Annotated in this window: 16 protein-coding genes; 11 read left to right on the forward strand and 5 right to left on the reverse strand. The window is 50.8% G+C overall.

The genetic code is table 11. The features are described from left to right. The first annotated feature begins 85 nt into the window (after window positions 1-85). The 4 genes from B3P58_RS01910 to B3P58_RS01925 are packed head-to-tail and all read left to right on the forward strand — an operon-like array spanning window position 86 to window position 5,793. Window positions 86-1,279, forward strand: coding sequence for a hypothetical protein (locus B3P58_RS01910; protein WP_286715687.1), 1,194 nt, complete (start codon window positions 86-88; stop codon window positions 1,277-1,279). A 55-nt stretch (window positions 1,280-1,334) separates the two neighbouring features. Then, on the forward strand, window positions 1,335-2,414 hold the full coding sequence (locus tag B3P58_RS01915; protein WP_286715690.1) for an HlyD family secretion protein: 1,080 nt from the start codon (window positions 1,335-1,337) through the stop codon (window positions 2,412-2,414). Beyond that, the gene (locus B3P58_RS01920) at window positions 2,415-5,471 is read left to right on the forward strand and encodes an efflux RND transporter permease subunit (protein WP_286715692.1); all 3,057 of its coding nucleotides are present in this window, start codon (window positions 2,415-2,417) and stop codon (window positions 5,469-5,471) included. Between the two features lies 1 nt (window position 5,472). Then, window positions 5,473-5,793, forward strand: coding sequence for a DUF3240 family protein (locus tag B3P58_RS01925; protein ID WP_225692911.1), 321 nt, complete (start codon window positions 5,473-5,475; stop codon window positions 5,791-5,793). On the opposite strand, the gene B3P58_RS01930 is transcribed toward B3P58_RS01925, so the two are convergent. From B3P58_RS01930 to B3P58_RS01940, 3 genes are read right to left on the reverse strand one after another with little or no spacing between them, the layout of a single operon-like run. Beyond that, entirely contained in the window at window positions 5,777-7,120 is a 1,344-nt protein-coding gene (locus B3P58_RS01930; RefSeq protein WP_286715694.1) for a sensor histidine kinase, read from the reverse strand. The two genes, B3P58_RS01925 and B3P58_RS01930, sit on opposite strands and share 17 nt — an antisense overlap. Further along, the gene (locus B3P58_RS01935; RefSeq protein ID WP_225692909.1) at window positions 7,120-7,800 is read right to left on the reverse strand and encodes a response regulator transcription factor; all 681 of its coding nucleotides are present in this window, start codon (window positions 7,798-7,800) and stop codon (window positions 7,120-7,122) included. Before B3P58_RS01935 ends, B3P58_RS01930 begins: the two co-directional genes overlap by 1 nt. 57 nt (window positions 7,801-7,857) lie before the next feature. Beyond that, entirely contained in the window at window positions 7,858-9,375 is a 1,518-nt protein-coding gene (locus B3P58_RS01940) for a mannose-1-phosphate guanylyltransferase/mannose-6-phosphate isomerase (protein ID WP_286715697.1), read from the reverse strand. A 135-nt stretch (window positions 9,376-9,510) separates the two neighbouring features. Here B3P58_RS01940 and B3P58_RS01945 point away from each other — a divergent pair, with 135 nt between their 5' ends. Beyond that, a complete protein-coding gene (locus tag B3P58_RS01945) occupies window positions 9,511-10,179 on the forward strand; it encodes a metallophosphoesterase (protein ID WP_286715699.1) in 669 nt (222 codons plus the stop codon). A 40-nt stretch (window positions 10,180-10,219) separates the two neighbouring features. Here B3P58_RS01945 and B3P58_RS01950 read toward each other — a convergent pair whose 3' ends face one another. Then, window positions 10,220-11,215, reverse strand: a complete 996-nt coding sequence (locus tag B3P58_RS01950; protein ID WP_286715701.1) for an RluA family pseudouridine synthase — start codon at window positions 11,213-11,215, stop codon at window positions 10,220-10,222. Between the two features lie 1,513 nt (window positions 11,216-12,728). On the opposite strand from B3P58_RS01950, the gene B3P58_RS01955 reads away from it, so the two are divergent. From B3P58_RS01955 to lepB, 4 genes are all read left to right on the forward strand, one after another. Then, complete coding sequence (locus B3P58_RS01955; protein WP_286715703.1) at window positions 12,729-13,499, forward strand: DUF3825 domain-containing protein; 771 nt, start codon at window positions 12,729-12,731, stop codon at window positions 13,497-13,499. Window positions 13,500-13,605: 106 nt separating this feature from the next. Continuing rightward, window positions 13,606-14,028, forward strand: coding sequence for an SMI1/KNR4 family protein (locus tag B3P58_RS01960; RefSeq protein WP_286715705.1), 423 nt, complete (start codon window positions 13,606-13,608; stop codon window positions 14,026-14,028). 473 nt (window positions 14,029-14,501) lie between these two features. Beyond that, the gene (locus B3P58_RS01965) at window positions 14,502-14,960 is read left to right on the forward strand and encodes a hypothetical protein (RefSeq protein ID WP_286715707.1); all 459 of its coding nucleotides are present in this window, start codon (window positions 14,502-14,504) and stop codon (window positions 14,958-14,960) included. 60 nt (window positions 14,961-15,020) lie between these two features. Continuing rightward, the gene (gene lepB, locus B3P58_RS01970; RefSeq protein WP_286715709.1) at window positions 15,021-15,584 is read left to right on the forward strand and encodes a signal peptidase I; all 564 of its coding nucleotides are present in this window, start codon (window positions 15,021-15,023) and stop codon (window positions 15,582-15,584) included. Window positions 15,585-15,618: 34 nt separating this feature from the next. Here the strand turns inward: lepB and B3P58_RS01975 are convergent, their stop codons facing one another. Next, a complete protein-coding gene (locus B3P58_RS01975) occupies window positions 15,619-16,086 on the reverse strand; it encodes a YqaA family protein (RefSeq protein ID WP_286715711.1) in 468 nt (155 codons plus the stop codon). A gap of 252 nt (window positions 16,087-16,338) precedes the next feature. Between B3P58_RS01975 and B3P58_RS01980 the strand changes: the two genes are divergently transcribed. Both B3P58_RS01980 and B3P58_RS01985 read left to right on the forward strand, forming a co-directional pair. Beyond that, window positions 16,339-16,713 (forward strand): hypothetical protein, encoded by a 375-nt coding sequence (locus B3P58_RS01980; RefSeq protein ID WP_286715713.1) that lies wholly within the window; start codon window positions 16,339-16,341, stop codon window positions 16,711-16,713. Window positions 16,714-16,821: 108 nt separating this feature from the next. Continuing rightward, complete coding sequence (locus tag B3P58_RS01985) at window positions 16,822-17,385, forward strand: hypothetical protein (protein ID WP_286715715.1); 564 nt, start codon at window positions 16,822-16,824, stop codon at window positions 17,383-17,385. The last annotated feature ends 221 nt before the right edge of the window (window positions 17,386-17,606 follow it).

Below are 17,606 nucleotides of genomic sequence, written 5' to 3' on the forward strand. Positions count from 1 at the left end.
CTGCTTTACATGAAAAGCGGCCTTTTTCAGTTTCGTTTCAGCTTGTGCCGCTATGTTGCCTCCGGTATTCAGCGGAGAACACTTTATGGAGCAGAAGAATATTCAGCCGCAGCGCTTTCTCGCTGCCCTGCTTTTATTGCCATTAGCAATCGGGGTTCAGGCTGGGGGTAACTTTCAGCAAAGCCTCGAAGCAGCCTGGCAACAGCTGCCGGAACAACAGTATCTGCCGGCAGAAAACGATATTAACAACCGGCGCCTGCCCGGCTGGCTGGCTGCAGCCCCGTCCATTGCCGTCGATTATCAGCAGGGCAATGATGCCAGCGGCAGTGCCGAAGAATGGCAAACCCGGCTGGAACTTCCCCTCGCTCGTCCGGGCTTAATGCAGAGTCAGCGCGATTATCAGCAAGCAGCGGGCAATGAAAGCCTGGCTTATCAACAATTGCTGCGCTGGCAGCTGGCGGGGAAATTACAGACCTGGTGGTGGGACTGGCAGAGCCTCAACCTGAGTCAGCAACGAATTCAGGACCGCCTGGCAGCAATGCAGCAACAATTGCAGTGGCTGGATTTATTAATCCGTCAGGGCGAACGTCCGGCTGCCGATCGCCTTACCCTGCAGGAGCAATATCAGCAGCTTAAAAATCAGCAGCTGCTGAACCAGCGCCAGCAACAGACTCTGCAGCAGCAGTGGCAACAGTGGACAGCGCTGACGGAATTACCCGGCGACTGGTCTTTCACTCTCCTGCCGGAACAACCGCTGGATAACCATCCGTTACTGCAGTTATTGCAGATACAAAAACAGCTATCCGATGCGCAATTACGCAGCCAGCAGAAAAATACGCTCAATCCGCGTTTAAGTCTGGGCGTAAAACATCAGCAGGCGGTTAATGCTCAGCCCGCCAGCGATGCTCTGCAAGTCGGAATAAGCTTTGATTTTGGCAGCAGCAATTACAGCGAGCGCCGCAACGCAGTACGCGAACTGGGTAATCGCCACAGCGAATGGCTGCGTACCCGCCAACAACTTGAGAACGAGCGCAATGTTCTGGCGACAACCCTGCCGCAGCAACAACAACGTATGAACGAATTAAAAGACATGAGCCAGCAGGCCAGCGCGCAATATCAGAGCCAGTACCAGGCTTACCAGCGCGGCAGCCTGTCAGGTTTTCAGTGGTTGCAGATTCAGGCCAGCATCTGGCGCCTGCAACAACAGGCCGATGAAGCGCGGATTGAATATCTGCGCAATATCAGCCAGTGGAATCTGTTACAGGGATATTCGCTATGAACCTGTTCAGCACAACCGTTGTTAATTTATCTGCTCAGTTACAGGAGCCCCTGTTATGAAATTCTGCTGTCTGTACATTAATCCGTTACTGGCCGTCAGTCTGTTACTGGCCAGCACTCAGACCAGCCTTGCTGAAAATATGCCCGTTACCACACAGCTGACCATCAGTAACGAGCAGCTGGACAATCTGGGGGTACGCTTTCAGACGCTGGGAAAACAGGATCAGGTGGTGCTGGCATCCCTGCCGGCAATCAGTACTGTTGCTCCCGGTCAGGCTGAAAATATCAGCCTGCCCTTCGAAGGACGGCTGGAAGAATGGCAAGCCACAACGGGTAATTTTATTGCTGAAAAAGAACCTCTGGCATTACTGCACAGCCACGATGTACTGGATTTTTTTCAGAGCAACCAGCGTTTACAGCAACAGGTCAGCCTGTGTAATCAGCGTCTCAGTGATATGCGGGAGCGGAATAAAAGTGGCCTGACCTCTCGCCTGGATTTACAGGAACAACAACTGCAATGCCAGCAGCTGAATGATCAGAAAAAACTTAACGCACAGATTCTGAAGCATCTTCCTGCGCAATGGCAAAACGCCAGCGATGCCGATTATGCTCTGCAGGCGCCGGAAAGTGGCTGGCTGATTACCATTAAACATCAGCCCGGCGAGCATTTTATGGCCGGTGACTCCCTGGCAGAATTCTGGCCGGAAAATGCGCTGCGCTTACGACTTTGGGTGCCTCAGCATCTGTTGCATAACCTGAGTATTGGCCAGCACCTTAATATTTCTGCCACACAGCAACAGGCGACGGTTCAGAGTATCGGCAGCGTACAGAATGCAGCCGCGCAGACTGAAGTATGGCTTAAGGCAGATAATCTGATACCGGGCAGTAGTCTGATTATTGATATTCCATCAAAGGTTTCCGGCTGGCCAACAGAAGCTGCCGCCCGGGTACGCCATAACGATAAATCCTGGGTATTTATCCGCACACCTGATGGACTGCAGGTAACCGAACTGCAGCAGTTCATCGCCGGTAACCGTGGTTTATTACTGCAGGACATGGCACTGGAAAACCGTGAAATTGCCATCAGTGGTACGGCGGCGCTGAAAGCTCTCTGGCAAAGTATGGAGAGCGAATAAATGTTATCCGCATTATTACAGGGCGTATTAAAACAGCGCATTCTGATTATTGTTATCAGCGTTGCGGTTTTTCTGGCCGGGTTGAATACCTTTCAGAATCTGCGTATTGATGCCTACCCGGAGATTTCTCCGACTCAGGTAAAAATTATTATTAAAGCACCGGGGCTGGCACCGGAAGAGCTTGAAACCCGCGTCACACGGAAAATCGAAGTCGAACTGCTGGGTATTCCCAACCAGAGTATTCTGCGCTCGGTGGTAAAATACGGCATCACCGATATTACCGTCGACTTTACCGGTGGCACCGATATTTACTGGGCCAGACAGCAGGTTGCCGAGCGCCTGGCGGCAATATGGCCGGATTTACCTCAGGGTATCAGCGGTGGCATTGCTGCCATGAGTACGCCACTGGGCGAATTATTTATGTTTACTCTGGACGGCCCGTTATCGCTTGCCGAAAAACGCCGTATCCTCGACTGGCAGATCAGACCGTTGCTGCGCACGGTGCCCGGTGTGGCCGATATTAATGCCCTCGGCGGCCGGGTCGAAGCCTATCAGGTGGCACCGGATACACTGGCACTGGCGCGCGCCGGAATGACATTACAGGATCTGCACAATTTTCTGCAAAGCAATAACCGTAACGACGGCGCCGGACGCATCGACAGCGGTGAAGAATCTATTATCGTTTCCAGTGGTGGCCGCATTCAGAGCCTGCAGGATCTGGAAAACCGCATTATCCGCTGGCATAACGGCAGCGCCATTCGTCTTGCCGATGTTGCCACCGTTTCGCTGTCATCCATGACCCGTTATGGCGCGGTTACCGAAGACGGAAAGGGTGAAACAGTTCAGGCCTTAGTCGTCGCACTGAAAAACGCTGACGCCCAGAAAGTAATCAGCGGTGTACGTGAAGCCCTCGACACACTGCGCCCCAGCCTGCCAGCAGAACTCAGCATTAATGTGTTTTACGACCGCAGCAACTTAATTGAACGCGCCGTTAATACCGTATCAGAAGCCTTATGGATTGCCGTTGCTTTGGTAATTATTCTGCTCGGTTTATTTATTGGTAACGTGCGGGTCGCCATGGTGGTGGCGGTTAACCTGCCGATGTCTGCCCTGATGACCTTTATTATCATGGATTACTTCGGTATGAGCGCTAACCTGATGAGTCTGGGCGGCCTGGCGATTGCCATTGGTATGCTGGTCGACGGTGCTGTTGTAGTGGTTGAAAATACGGTCACGCAATTACAGCAGGGCTCGCGCTCGTTGCCGCGTATGCATGTTATTTTCCGCGCTATTAAAGAGGTGATGGTGCCTATTATTTCCGGCACCCTGATTATTCTTCTGGTATTTTCGCCATTGGTGACCCTGCAGGGGCTGGAAGGTAAATTATTCGCGCCGGTAGCGATGACCATTATGTTTGCCATGGCCAGCAGTCTGCTGGTATCACTGACACTGATTCCGGTGTTATGCACCCTTGCCATCAACGAAAACAAGGTAAGCACCCCAGGCTGGATCGTGCATCTGCAAAGCCGTTATGAATCCAGCCTGTCGGCTGCCTTACAGAATCCTAAACCTATTATGCTGGGACTGGCGGTTGCCATTGTACTGGCCATACTGGCTTACCTGCAGACCGGCAAAGCCTTTATGCCGGAGATGGATGAAGGCGATTTAATTGTGCAGCTGGAAAAAACACCCACCATTAATTTACAGGCGTCCGCCGCCATCGACCTGAAAGTTCAGAGCGCCATGCTGGCAGCGGTCAGCGATATCGAGCGGATTATTGCCCGCAGTGGTTCCGACGATCTGGGTATGGACCCGATGGGGTTGAATGAAACCGATATGTTCCTGCAACTGAAACCACGCGATCAGTGGCAGGCAGAAAATAAAGACGCCATTAAAGACCAGATCCGCACCGTGATGGAACAGTTTCCCGGTGTTGATTACGGCTTTACCCAGCCCATTGATATGCGTGTATCAGAAATGATTTCCGGTTCCCGTGGTGACGTTGCCATTAAAGTGTTTGGCAGCGATCTGGCCGAACTGCAGCGTCTGGCCGACCAGATCGGTAATGAAATGAAAAATCTGACCGACGTCAGCGAGGTTATGGTTTCACAGGCCGATGGCATGCACTATCTGCAGCTGGAAAATAATTACCCGCGTATTGCTCATTTTGGCTTTAACGTTGAAGACGTACAGCAAACCCTGCGCAGCTATCTGGAAGGTATTAACAGCGGCGACGTGGTCTTCAGCGACCGCCAGGTTCCGTTACTGCTGCGTCAGCCAACCCGGCTGCAGGTTGAGCAGTTACTGAATGAGCTGACGATGGCCAGCGCCGATGGTCAGGCCGTCCCCTTATCGGCACTGGTCAGCGCACGAGAGGTGCAGGGGCCGGTATTAATTAAGCGCGAGCAGGGTCAGCGATTTGCACTGGTTAACGTTAATGTCAGCGGCGTGGCCTTGAGTGATTTTGTTGCCAGCGCACAACAGCGGGTTGCGGAAAACATCAGGCTGCCGGCAGGTTATGTGTTGTCCTGGGGTGGCGAATTTGAAAATCAGCAACGGGCCAATGCCCGCCTCGGGTTAATGGTGCCGGTCGCCATTGCTCTGGTATTACTGGTGTTATTCACCACCTTTGGCCGGCTGGATGAAGCGCTGCTGATTCTCGCCAATATTCCTTTCGCATTAATCGGCGGCATTATTGCCCTGTGGTTAAGCGGTGAATATTTATCGGTTCCGGCATCGGTTGGCTTTATTGCCCTGCTGGGCGTCGCCGTGATGAATGGCGTGGTGCTGGTTGATCAGTTCCGCCATTTACTGAACCTTGGGCAACAGGGATTACAGGTAGTACGGGATGGCGCGGTGCGCCGCCTGCGTCCGGTATTAATGACCGCAACCACCGGTGCCGTTGGTCTGCTGCCATTATTATTCGCCACCGGCCCCGGCAGTGAAATTCAGAAGCCGCTGGCCATTGTGGTGATCGGCGGTTTATTTACCTCAACCCTGCTGACCCTCTATGTGCTGCCGGTGTTATACCGCCGCTTTATTCTGGAGCAGAAATAAAATGACCGATGTATTACTGACCCTTTCTACCCGGCCACAGCAGGCAGAAGCGATTGCTGACTGGTTACTGGAACAGAATCTGCCCGGCTTTACCTCGTGGCAGGCTTTTGGTCACAGTAACCGCAACGAGCAGTTAAGTCTGAGTGAGCAGATTCAGGGAAAACAGAAACGCACAGTAATCAGCCTGCATCTGCCGCCGCAACGGGCAGATACTCTGCTGCAACAGCTGGCCGCTGCTTTTCCACAGTACGATATTCATTACTGGCTGCAGCCACTGCTGGCCTGCGGCGCATTAAACCCGTATGTCAGTACGGCAGAGTAACAGTTACCTGCAAACCTCCGCGGCCGTTATTTAACGGCCGGTTTTTTAACTGCAGCCTGCCCTGATACTGCGCCACGATATCGCTAACAATGGCCAGACCAAGACCATAGCCTTTAACCGATTCGTCCAGTCTTTCGCCCGGATTAATCAGTCCGGGAATTTTTTCTTCTGCAATTCCCGGCCCGTCATCGCTGATACAGACCAGCAGCTGCCCCTCAGCCACACGGATATCCACGTCGACAGCGGTCTGCGCCCATTTACAGGCGTTATCCAGTAAATTACCGAAGAGTTCGATAATATCTTCACGGTCACCGGGATAACGGATTGCGGCTGCCATATGACACTGTAGCTGAATATGCGGATAGAGCTTTTTCAGGGTCAGCAGCAACTGATCAAACATTTCATTCAGCTCAATTTTCGGTGCCCGGCTCATCAGCCCGGCGATACGCGCGCGCTTCATTTCGTTATCAATCTGCTGCCCCATGCGTTCGACCAGCTCCCGCGCCTCAGTCAGATCCTGCTGTTCCGTATCGCCGTTCTGTTCCTGCATATTGCTCAGGCGGTTAGCCAGAATTGCCAGCGGGGTTTTTAATGAATGGGATAAATTGCCCGATGCCAGACGGGCACGGTTAAGCCGTTCACGGGTGCGCTCACCCAGCGCATTAATTTCATTTACCAGTCCGGTCAGCTCCTGCATATCCGGTGGTGGCAGCTGATCAATATCCTGCTGCGCCAGCTGTTTAAGCTGATTACTGATCTGGCTGAAAGGTTTAAGCGTACGCATTAGCAAACGCCGCTGCCACAGGAACAGCCCCGTCAGCAGCAATGAGAATAAACCGGCAAGCCAGAAAAATGCATGCAGAAAAGCATTAATAATTGGCTGAAAATCCTCGCCCACCTGCACATGCAGGTGGCGCTCACCCTGCTTCAGGGTCTGGCTCAGAACATATAAATACTGGTTATTTTCAAACGGCTGCCAGTGCCATTGTGGCTCGCCTTCTTTCACATCGTGAATATGTTCGTCATGCAACCTGATGCCCTGCAACGAAACCGACAGCAGTAAATCATCGTCACTGTTGATCTGAAAATAGTGACCGGAAAAGGGCTGATTAAAGACCGGAGTTAAATGCTCATGCTCAATTTCGGGTATCGGGCCGGTCCAGCTCAGCTCATTCAGCAATAAGTCACGGTCATGTTCGAGGCGGCTTTTAAAGTAATCCTGTGCGGCAATATTCAGTGCAATACCGGCGGCCAGCAACATAAACAACAGCACCAGCATCTGACCGCTGACCATGTAGCGCAACAGACGCGCCGACAGAGACCACATCAGTTATCCCCCTGCTGTAATACATAACCCTGACCACGCAGGGTGCGGATACGCTGCTCGCCGATTTTACGCCGCAGACGGCGGATATAAACCTCCACCAGATTGTCATCTTTTTCTTCCTGCCAGCCATAGTGACTGTCGAGCAACTGCTGTTTAGAAACCGGTTTTCCGGCTTTTTGCATTAACAGGCGCAGCATACTGAATTCGGTAGCGGTCAGTTCCTGCTCCTGCCGCTGCTCGTTCAGCATAACTTTTTGCCGCTCTTCATCCAGTGTCAGACCATAAACGGTTAAGCGTAACTGGCCATCCTGCTGCAGACGGCGGCGCATGGCTTCCAGGCGGGCCAGCAGTTCTTCTTTGCGGAAGGGTTTACCCAGATAATCATCGGCACCGGCATTCAGACCATCGACCCGCTCCTGCCAACTGTTGCGCGCAGTCAGAATTAATACCGGCAATAAAATGCCGTGGGCGCGCCAGTGCTGCAAAACCTGCAACCCCGGCGCGCCCGGCAGACCAAGATCCAGCACGGCCAGATCAAAACGGCCGTTATGCACATCCGGATGGCTCATCGCCCAGTCGCCACGGTCAATGGCTTCAACCTGATAACCGGCCTGGGTTAAATAAAAAGCCACATCGCGGCTTAATTGCGGATCATCTTCTACCAGTAAAACCTGTGTCATATGAGCGCCATTTGTTGCTGATACCTGCCTGCTGCTGTTTTTTATCCACGGCCACGTTTATTTTCTGCCATAAGCGTCCTGCAGCCGTTCGATATCATCTTCTGCAAGATAATCTCCGGACTGCACTTCAATCATTTCCAGAAGAACATCGCCGTTATTTTCCAGCGAGTGAATATCGCCCAGCGCAATAAATGTCGATTCGTTAGCGTGCAGAACTTCGCGGCTCTGCACTCCATCACGCTGACGAATAACCGTGGCTTCACCGCGCACCACAACCCAGTGCTCGGCGCGGAAGCGGTGACGCTGCAATGATAAACGCCCACCGGTTTTTACCCGCAGACGCTTGATTTTATACCCGTCGCCCGGATGCAGTACTTCATAACTGCCCCAGGGACGATACACCAGCCGTGGTTCTGTTTTACCCGCGCTGGCGGCAGGTGCCAGTGACCCCACCTGTTGTGCCTGATCTTTATGCGCAATCAGCAGGGCATCGGCGGTATCCACCACTAATAAATCCTGTACACCCAATAACGCAATATCGCGCCCGCTGCTGCTGTGCAGATAATTATTGCGGCTGTGTTGAAAACGTCCGTGAGCGGCTGCGCTGTTGTGCACAATATTTCCCTGCGCATCGGCTTCGCTCAGTTCACTGAGTGCCTGCCAGTTACCAATATCATTCCAACCGCTGTTAACCAGTGGTGCCGCAACCACGGCCTGCGCAATCGCGCTGAGCGGTTCAAGCAGGGCAATATCCACGGGTAAATGCGGGCATTGTTGCAAAGGCCCGGTGGCCGGGCGGATAAAATCGAGATCCTGCTGCGCCTGTGCCATCGCTTCCTGCGTTGCAGCAAACAGCGCTGGCTGATATTCGCTCAGGCGCTGTAAAAAAGCCTGAACCTGCCAGAAAAAAATACCGCTGTTCCATAACCAGCCAGCCTGTTGCCGGGTATTAGCCGCCAGCCATTGTGCAGCGGTGTCTGCATCGGGTTTTTCGCGGAATTCCACAACCTGCCCGCCCGCATCTTTACGTAAATAGCCAAACCCCGTTGCGGCATATTCAGGCTCAATACCAAAAATACCGGCGGCGCCCTGACTGACCTGTGCCTGCAACGACGCAATCGCCTGAGCCAGTACCGCGTTATCGCTCAGCGTCTGATCGGCAGGCATCGCCAGCATCAGCGTCTGTTCACGATGTTCCGCGGGCTTCTGTGAATTATGCGCCAGGTGCTGTGAATTATGCGCCAGGTGCTGTGAATTGTGCGCCAGATGCTGCGCCGCCAGCGCCAGCGCCTGTGCGGTATTGCGCCCTTCATCTTCAAGCACAATCTGCGCACGGATATTCAGCGCCCGGCATTGTTCGGCAGCGAGAAAACGCTGCGCCTCATGGCAGACAATAACAGGCTCAACAGCTGGCTGGCCGAGCCGCTGCAACAGATCCTGCGCGCGCAGCAGGGTTTGCTGCAGCAGCGACCGTTCAGGATCGAGCAGCGGCAGAAACTGCTTGGGGCAATCACGGGTAGACAGTGGCCACAGGCGTGTGCCTGTGCCACCGGCAAGAATGACAGGAATGATCATGGCGGAATCCGGGTCATCGTCTTTTGCATTCTGAAGCCGGCATTGTATGCTGCGCACCCGGTCTTTACGACCCGGACAGCAGCAACGGCCTGTCGGCTCCTGCTATTCCTTTTATTACCGGTTCCACTTTCTGTCATGCTGATTCAGCCACGCCTGCTTCGTTTAGGTAAAAATGCCAAAGGCCGCGACTTTGTTGTCGGCGACCTGCACGGTTGCGTGCCTGCGCTTCACGCCCAGCTGCAACGTATGGGGTTTGATAAAAATCACGACCGCCTGATCTGCACCGGCGATCTGGTCGACCGTGGGCCGCAATCACCCGAAGCGCTGGCACTGCTTGATGAACCCTGGTTTTTTGCGGTTATCGGCAACCATGAGCAGCTGCTGTACGAAGCCTTCCGCGAAGATAATGCCACCTCACGCGAGCTGATTTTACAGCACGGTGGTGACTGGATTCTGCAACATGAAAAAAGCCTGTGGGATGACTGGTTCCGGCAGATAGAACAGCTGCCGCTGGCAATTGAACTGATGAACCACCACGACGAAAGCGTGGCGGTTATTCATGCCGACTTTCCCCTCGCTGACTGGCAGGACTTTGACCAGCTGGATAATCATCTGGCCGAGCGTGCCATCTGGGCACGAGAGCCGTTTAAACAGCAAACGGCTGGCGATATTGCCGGAATCGACTGGATTATTTACGGCCATAACGTAACCGAGCACGAGCTGCGCATCGGCAACCGTCTGTATATTGATTCCGGGGCGTTTTTACACCGCGATTTTATTATTAAAGATATTGATCAGCTCTGATCCGCTTAAGGCCAGAGCGTTTTTAACGAGAAGTGCGGTTTTAAAGAGAAGCGCCTTGCAGATAAGGCAACCAGGCCCTGGGATAGTCTTTATCATAAATCACCACCTCATCGCGGTGATCGCCCGTCGCGGTATTCAGCTGTAATTCAAAGGCGTGTAGCAAATGATGCTCTGCCCCAAGCTGGGCATAATCGTCTGCACTTAAATCCTGCTGCAGACGTTTTAAATAAAAGCGGCCGTTATGGCTGTAGATTTTATCGCCGATAATCGGATAACCCAGATGTGCCAGCTGGGCACGGATCTGATGTTTACGCCCGCTCAGCAATTCACATTCAATCAGGCTGTAGCCATTAAAGGTTTTTAATACACGGAACCGGGTGGTTGCCAGCTTCGGGCTTTTGACTGTATCGGCTTCATCTTCTGCCACCACATGCATCTGCGAGCGGATAGCACTGTCGGTTTTTTCGGCCAGAAAGGTCTGGCACTCATAATGCTGCCAGTCCCTCTCTTCCCATTTAGGAGTGCCCCAAACTAGCGCGTGGTAAACCTTGCGCTCAATTAAGCGCTCCAGTTTTTTCTTCCACTTTTTATCGGCATGGGCATAGTTAGCCAGCAGAATAATGCCCGAGGTTTCGGCATCCAGACGGTGTAATAAATGCGCGTCTTTATGCACTGTAGCCCGGCGGAACAGGCTGATCAGGGTATTAAATAAATTACGTGTAGTACGCGATACCGGCAGGGGTGCCGGTTTATGCACGGCCGTTAATTCCTGATTTTGCCAGAGTATTTTCCAGCCAGTATCAACTGCCTCTTCCTGATGATCGGGCAAAAACAGGCTGATGTTATCGCCTGGCTGTAACTCAATATCGCCGTACTCAACCACGCCATTAACACGCACAGCCCCCAGCGCCTGCGCTGCCGCCACCTGCTCCTCTGACCAATGGTGATAGGCCAGCAGCAGCGAGGCACGCAGGCTGATCGCCTGATACTCGTGCCAGCACAGCTCAAAGCCTTTGTCGGGGGCGGTTTTACTCACCGGTGTGTCCTCGTTAATACAGGGGGTGATTAAAGCATGAAATGGTTAACCGGCGCAGCGGATGAGTAGCCGCTGCGTGGACTGAGTAGCCGCTGTGCGGGCTGGCTTTTGGGCTGCCGCCCGGCCCGTTGACCTCTCGCTCCCACGCTCTGCGTGGAAGTGTGCTGGAGATTGTGTTCTGAGTTGTAGCCGCTGCACGGGTTGGCTTTTGTAGTTAATTGAAGCCAATGCGGGGCAAGCCCCTGCGCCCCATGCAAGGAGAAGTATCTCCTTCCGATCCTCTCTTGCGGCTGTCCGGTGCTGTTCAGCCAACTGCAGCGATTATGCGGCACGCAAAACAATGATTACGGGCATCCATGCCCTTCACCCTTCGGGCCAGCCTGCGGCTGTTGAAATGGCTCCTGCCATTTAGCCTGCCCCGGATCGACTATATAAAACATCTATCCAGATGCATCGCTCCGGGGCAGGGTTTTGCTCTGAAGGCCGCAGAATCACTTGGTTGACTGGCGCCGCACAAATGCCGCGTTCATTCAGACGCAACGCGGCTTTTCAAAACAAACACAAGCAAGAACTGAAAAGCAGCTTCGCGTCATGGTTTTTATGCGCCTGCAGGACGCCGGTTTGAATCATTCTGCGCCGGTACGTACCGGCATGGATGCCGGGCGAGCGAATAGGGCCATGGATGGCCCATTATTCGCGTTACCGAGACCGCTGGATGATTCAGAACGGATTAAGACCTGCACAGCGCGAAGCGGGGAGTTTGCCAGACCGGCGTGAGGGGTAAGACCCCTCAAAGAGGTCATGGGGCCGGGCGGCAGCCCAAAAGCAAGACCGCGCAGCGGCTACTCTGCAGCAACAATAAGACCACGACAGTGAACAACTGTCGCCCTTTGCCACTTGTAACCATTTTTATCAATTATTGAACCCATCCCAGAACTTCAGTAATCTTCAGACCAGCAGGGAAGCCGTATCCGCACGATATAACAACACCAGAAATCAGACCGTCAGGTCGGTTTATCTGACTCAGCACCGATACCCTCCCCGCCCGAAATCCGAAAGCTTTACCCACGCAATTCCTGCCCTGCGCTTACAAGGACGGGCGGCAGCGTGTGTGAAAGAAAATCAGCTGCTGTCTGTGACCGGAAGACACGGAAAACCTTCGACAGAAAAGTCTGTATATGAAAACAGTATATTTTCCGTTTGCCGGAATCTGATGCGCGTTTTCGCTCCTGTAGCAAAACGCGCATGCGCGAGTTGATACCTTCAGCCCTGAAAGATGCCTGAAAAATCAATCATTTAGGGTTTTACGAAAAGTGATAACGCGCAAAGTGTAAAGAGCATTCAGTGTAAAAGCGCACATGCGCGTTTATATCCTGACAAGAAAGAAAATAACGATGATTTTTACAGCCCGGACAATGGTTTAGGCTGAGAATCTGAATAAGGGTTTAGGTGTGTTAATGAGCATGCCTACTAAGAAACTGTTAGCGCTACAAATCAAAATTAAGGAGTAATTGTGAGTACATGGCCAGAAAAACTATTTGATCTTGTTTTTATTCCCGACATGGATAAAAAATTAGACGAGCTTGCTGCGCTAGCGGAACCAGAAGATTGGGATTATCAAAACACTGCGTCCGATCATCATAAGCCAGTATTATTTAATTACCTCCAATACACTTATATGCGCTTGGCCGAGGAAGATAAACTTGAAGTATCAACCGATGGACAATCGCTAGCATTCAATACAGGTCTAGTTACGCCCACACAAGAGCCAATATTTGCGTTTTGTTCCACAAATCGCCAGCCTCATGCAAATCAAAACTGGTTTTTTGTCGGTTGGCGTCGGAAAGGCCAACATGAATTAACTCGTTTCGAATCTTTGCCAGAAATGGCCAACTACTTTGACAACCCCGGGTTACTTGTTTTTGATGCTACAAAGGAGCTGCGCCTGAATGTTGAGCATATTGTCTCAGACAATAAAGAGCGCTTTCCTGAGCCTTACAAATCAATGGATGATTATGCGTTGCAGACCTTTTTAAAAGGTGCAATTGACAACGCTATTGAGCGAGTAAAAAGAAACTATAAAACCGCAATTCCCCAGTACCACAGAGGCAATATTCAATTACTTTTACCTCTTTGCTTGGGTAACCCATCAGTAGCAGACTTGGCTGTAGTTGCCGTAAACCACGATGGCTTTTATAGGGCGTCAACTTGTCTTACCTTAGATATGGCGTACAACAATGCAAGGCAGCTCGCACGTCCAGACAGAGATTGGCTGGTACCGTGATCGCTAACAAGTCAAAGCACGCGGACTTGGTAAAGCTGTCACCTTTTTTGTTCCAAAAAAGTCGCCAACTTTACCAAGCCGGTGTTTGAGGCGTTAACCGTAAAATATGATCAGCGAAGAATCGAAGAAAAGAATCCTCGAGCTCTGGAAAGCCAGAGAGCCTGACATTTCTTATCCGCCTGCGAGTGAAGCACAAATCGAAGATTTCGAGGACGTATGCCGGGCGATACCAGAAGACTATAGATGGTTTCTCTTAAACTGCGGAGGAGGAGTCATAGGTTCTGAATGGGTTGATTCCATAGATGAGCTGCATTCGACTCACACTAAGTTTGATGAAGAATGTGCAAGCGAGAACGGTTGGACTATTGGTAATAGCTTCATCATCGGTTGGGATGGTTCGGGAAGTCCGATTGCAATAGACCCTGATGGTAAAATAATTGTAGAGTGGGAAGCCGATAGTGAAGTATATCAATTGGCGCCTTCACTAGAAGAATGGTTATTAAATTGCTTGGTGCCAAGCAACGGTTAACAAGTCAAAGCAGTCGGTACTACGCTGCGCTCCGTCCCGGCAGCTTACCCAAGGCGTTATAAGGCAAAAGACAGATTGATGCTGGTGTCGAGAAACATGTTTACCGCCTTTTTTGGTATATCACTGCTGGTAGGGTGTGGCGATGGTTACGAAACACCAACTATTAGAACCGCAGAGATGGAAGCCCAGGCCAGGAGTAGCGTTGTTTCATATCTTGCGAAGCAGGGTTTAACGTCTGATGAACTGTCTTCCTTTAAATCTTCTGTACAGCCGAAGCCTAGATTCAGCTATTTGTATACTGGAAAAAAACGTTGCATAGAAATAATAGTTCTGTGCTATGACCAAAACTGTAGTGAGGTTCGATCGTATCCATATGATAGGCATGGTGAGAAATGTCCTCTATAACAAAGGCCTATAGAACTTGACTCGCTACGCTCGTGTTTGTTGGGGGCGTTAAAGCTCTGGGCACACAAATGTCAGATCACTATATTTGCTTTATCCCTGCTGAACCCGACTTTATTCCAGACGAAGAATCTCAGGCAGCCGCTGCTGCACTGATTCAAAAAGCATGGAATCTGGAAAAATCTGAGATCACGCCCGAAACCGATACACACATTGTATTCAGGGACTGTGGCGAAAACTTTGAGTCTATACATTGTCCACACTGCAGTGCTGAAATGGAGATTGGGCATTGGCAGGCCCTTATGGATCAAAGCTACTCAGATGAGAATGGGTTCACGATAAGCACAATACAAACTCCCTGCTGCGGAAAACCCACCACGCTGAACGATCTTTGTTATAAGTGGCCTATGGGTTTCAGTCGGTTCGTTCTGCGTACTGTCGATCTCGGATGTGAGATTTCCGATTCCATGCTTATGGAACTGGAATTCGCTATAGGCTCCAAATTGCGCGTTATTCACCAGATGTACTGAGTGAATACGAAAGCATCTTCAGAATAATGGTCAAGTTAGTTTCTATATGGCATTAAGAAAATGATAAAAGCATTTATAAAATTATACATCGTGATCTTTTTATCTTTATTGGCGACGATAACTTTAGCAGCTGAAAGCTGGCGGGATAATTTACCCATCCGGATGATGCTTATTCCTCAGAAGGGCATGTATCCAACAATAGAACAATCCAGCCTGATCTTTGTAAAGTCTGGCTTCCTTTTCTCAGCGAAAGATATAATCCGGGGTAACATTGTGTCATTCCGGAAAAGCGAGAATGGTAAAGAATATATTTTTATCTGGCGAGTTATCGGCTTACCGGGAGACAAGGTTGTTACAGATAAGAATAACGTGATTCTGAACGGAAAAGATTTATACCGGGAACCCGATGAGTCTGATTCGTCAGGTACGGTTTTCAGAGAATTTATCGGAGATATTAACTATAGAATCTCACTGGCTGGCAACGCGGAAAAGCACCCATATCAAGAGATTACAGTTCCCAACGGTTATCTCTTTGTGCTGGGCGACAACCGCAACGCGGCAAAAGATAGTCGCTATATCGGGCTGGTTCCTATTGAATCAGTTACTGGCATTAAAATTTTTTAGTAGTTATATCATTCAGCCATAGGCTGCATCCTCCTCACTCCACCATATAATCAAACCCCGCTACTAATACGGCGTAGCGGGCGGCCTTACCGATGGCGACCAGCAGTAAAAATAATGGGAAGTTAGCACGCAATACGCCTGCAACCAGCGTCAGTAAATCACCCACTACTGGCAGCCAGGCCAACAGCATGCTCCAGATACCGTAGCGACCAAACCAGCGTTCGGCCTGTTGCCAGCGGCTGATATTCGATTGCGATTGTTGCCTGGCTATAACCCGGTCGGCTGCATAGTAGCCAATGGCATAGTTCAGCACGCTGCCGAGGGTATTACCGGTACTGGCGACCAGCCACAATGCCAGCGGGTCCAGTTGCTGGCTGAGCAATACCAGCAGCAACCACTCAGAGCCAAGCGGTAACAGACTGGCAGCCAGCAAGGCGAGAATAAATAAACCACCGTAGCTGTACAGCCAGGGCCATTCACTGAGTATCATCCAATCGGGCATAGGGGCTTTTGAAGGCTTAATAAAAACCAGATTAAAGCATGAACGGCCGGGGCTATACATGCTATTCAACAGCGACCCAATAAGCAGCAGCCAGACCAGCAGCGATCTTGCCCTCTGCAACCGATCCGGCAGCACCTGATCCAGCAGTAACCAGGCCGACAGAGACCAAACCAGTACGAACAGGGCATTGCAGAATAAACGCTCAGCCTTTTATGCTGACGGTCAATTAATACAACTCAAAGTGAACCAGCAATGAAAAGTACTGTAAGCATAGGAAAAATTGAAGACGTAGACATTCCCGCAGACCTGCCTTATGCCGGTGCGCTGAAGCAACTGGTAAAAGATGCCACCGGAACCGGCGTTACTGTTAATATTGATTCTTTCTACACCAACGAACCGATAGAGCTTCACAACTTCGTTGATACCATCACCTATCGTTTTGTTACCGACGGCGATGAGGAGTTTCTGGCTTATTGTGTCTGCTCCAGACCGGTGGAAATTTACCGCGAAGTAACGTTTGATAGCACGATCTGTGTTTCCAATGCAACAGACATCGAAGTATCAAATACAGCCATCAGTACAGAGCAAATTTCTGTCAGAATGAAAAAGTTTCTCAGCATCGGTTAGCACAATCTTTTATGATCCTGAAGACTAAAATCATCAGACACATGCCGTACAATTAAAAACCAATAATTGACCGTGTTTACCGATAATTAATTACAATCTGGATGTAACATGAATACAGACTATTTGCTTAACATCATTACTGCTCCGGTAGCGGATGGCTACTTTCCTGAACAATTTATCGAAGAATGCAATAATTTCAAAAACATTAACTATTTTAAATACTCAATACCAGAGAGCGAGTCATTACTTCGGTTCAAACACGTTATTCCTGAGCAATGGCACCGCTGGTTTGAAACTTACATCCAATTGAATAAGGACGGTCAGTTTCCATCCCTTTGGCCCTTTACCCAGGAAGCCATTGCTTTCGATTTCAGACAACAGCTGGATGACTTCAACAGCGATACAGAACTCTTCGCTCTGGGATCAGACCCTTCAGGCGATTGGTTTGTCATGACACAGGACAGTGGCTCCATGGTTTACCTGTGCGACCAGTATGCCCACAATCTGTATGATGGCTGGAAAGATCCAAACCACTTACTGGCATGGGCATGCCGCTCGGCGTTAGCCGATGAAAACAATCTGACAAAAGAAGCCGTTCTTAATTACTGGACGACCAGAAATGAGAAGGCGGACCAGGCAACCATCGAACGTATCGCCGACAATCTGAATTAAGCACAGAGAAATATCACCGGAACAGATAACACCCTGTTCCCACCATTAGGGCCTGTCGACACTAATTGAATAGGTCCTGCTGAGAGCTAGTTTTTCTCAGAACAAGGAGAGAGGAGTGATATTAGCGGGCTAAATGAATGACGAACGACGAAGTTAATGAGAAAAACTGGCCTCAGCCCGAAGGGTTATGGCTAAACATCCCTCATCCTGCGTTGCTGTTC

The organism is Thalassolituus sp. UBA2009 (genome assembly GCF_002335285.1).
In the GTDB taxonomy this organism is placed as follows: Bacteria; Pseudomonadota; Gammaproteobacteria; order Pseudomonadales; family Oceanobacteraceae; genus Venatoribacter; species Venatoribacter alkanivorans.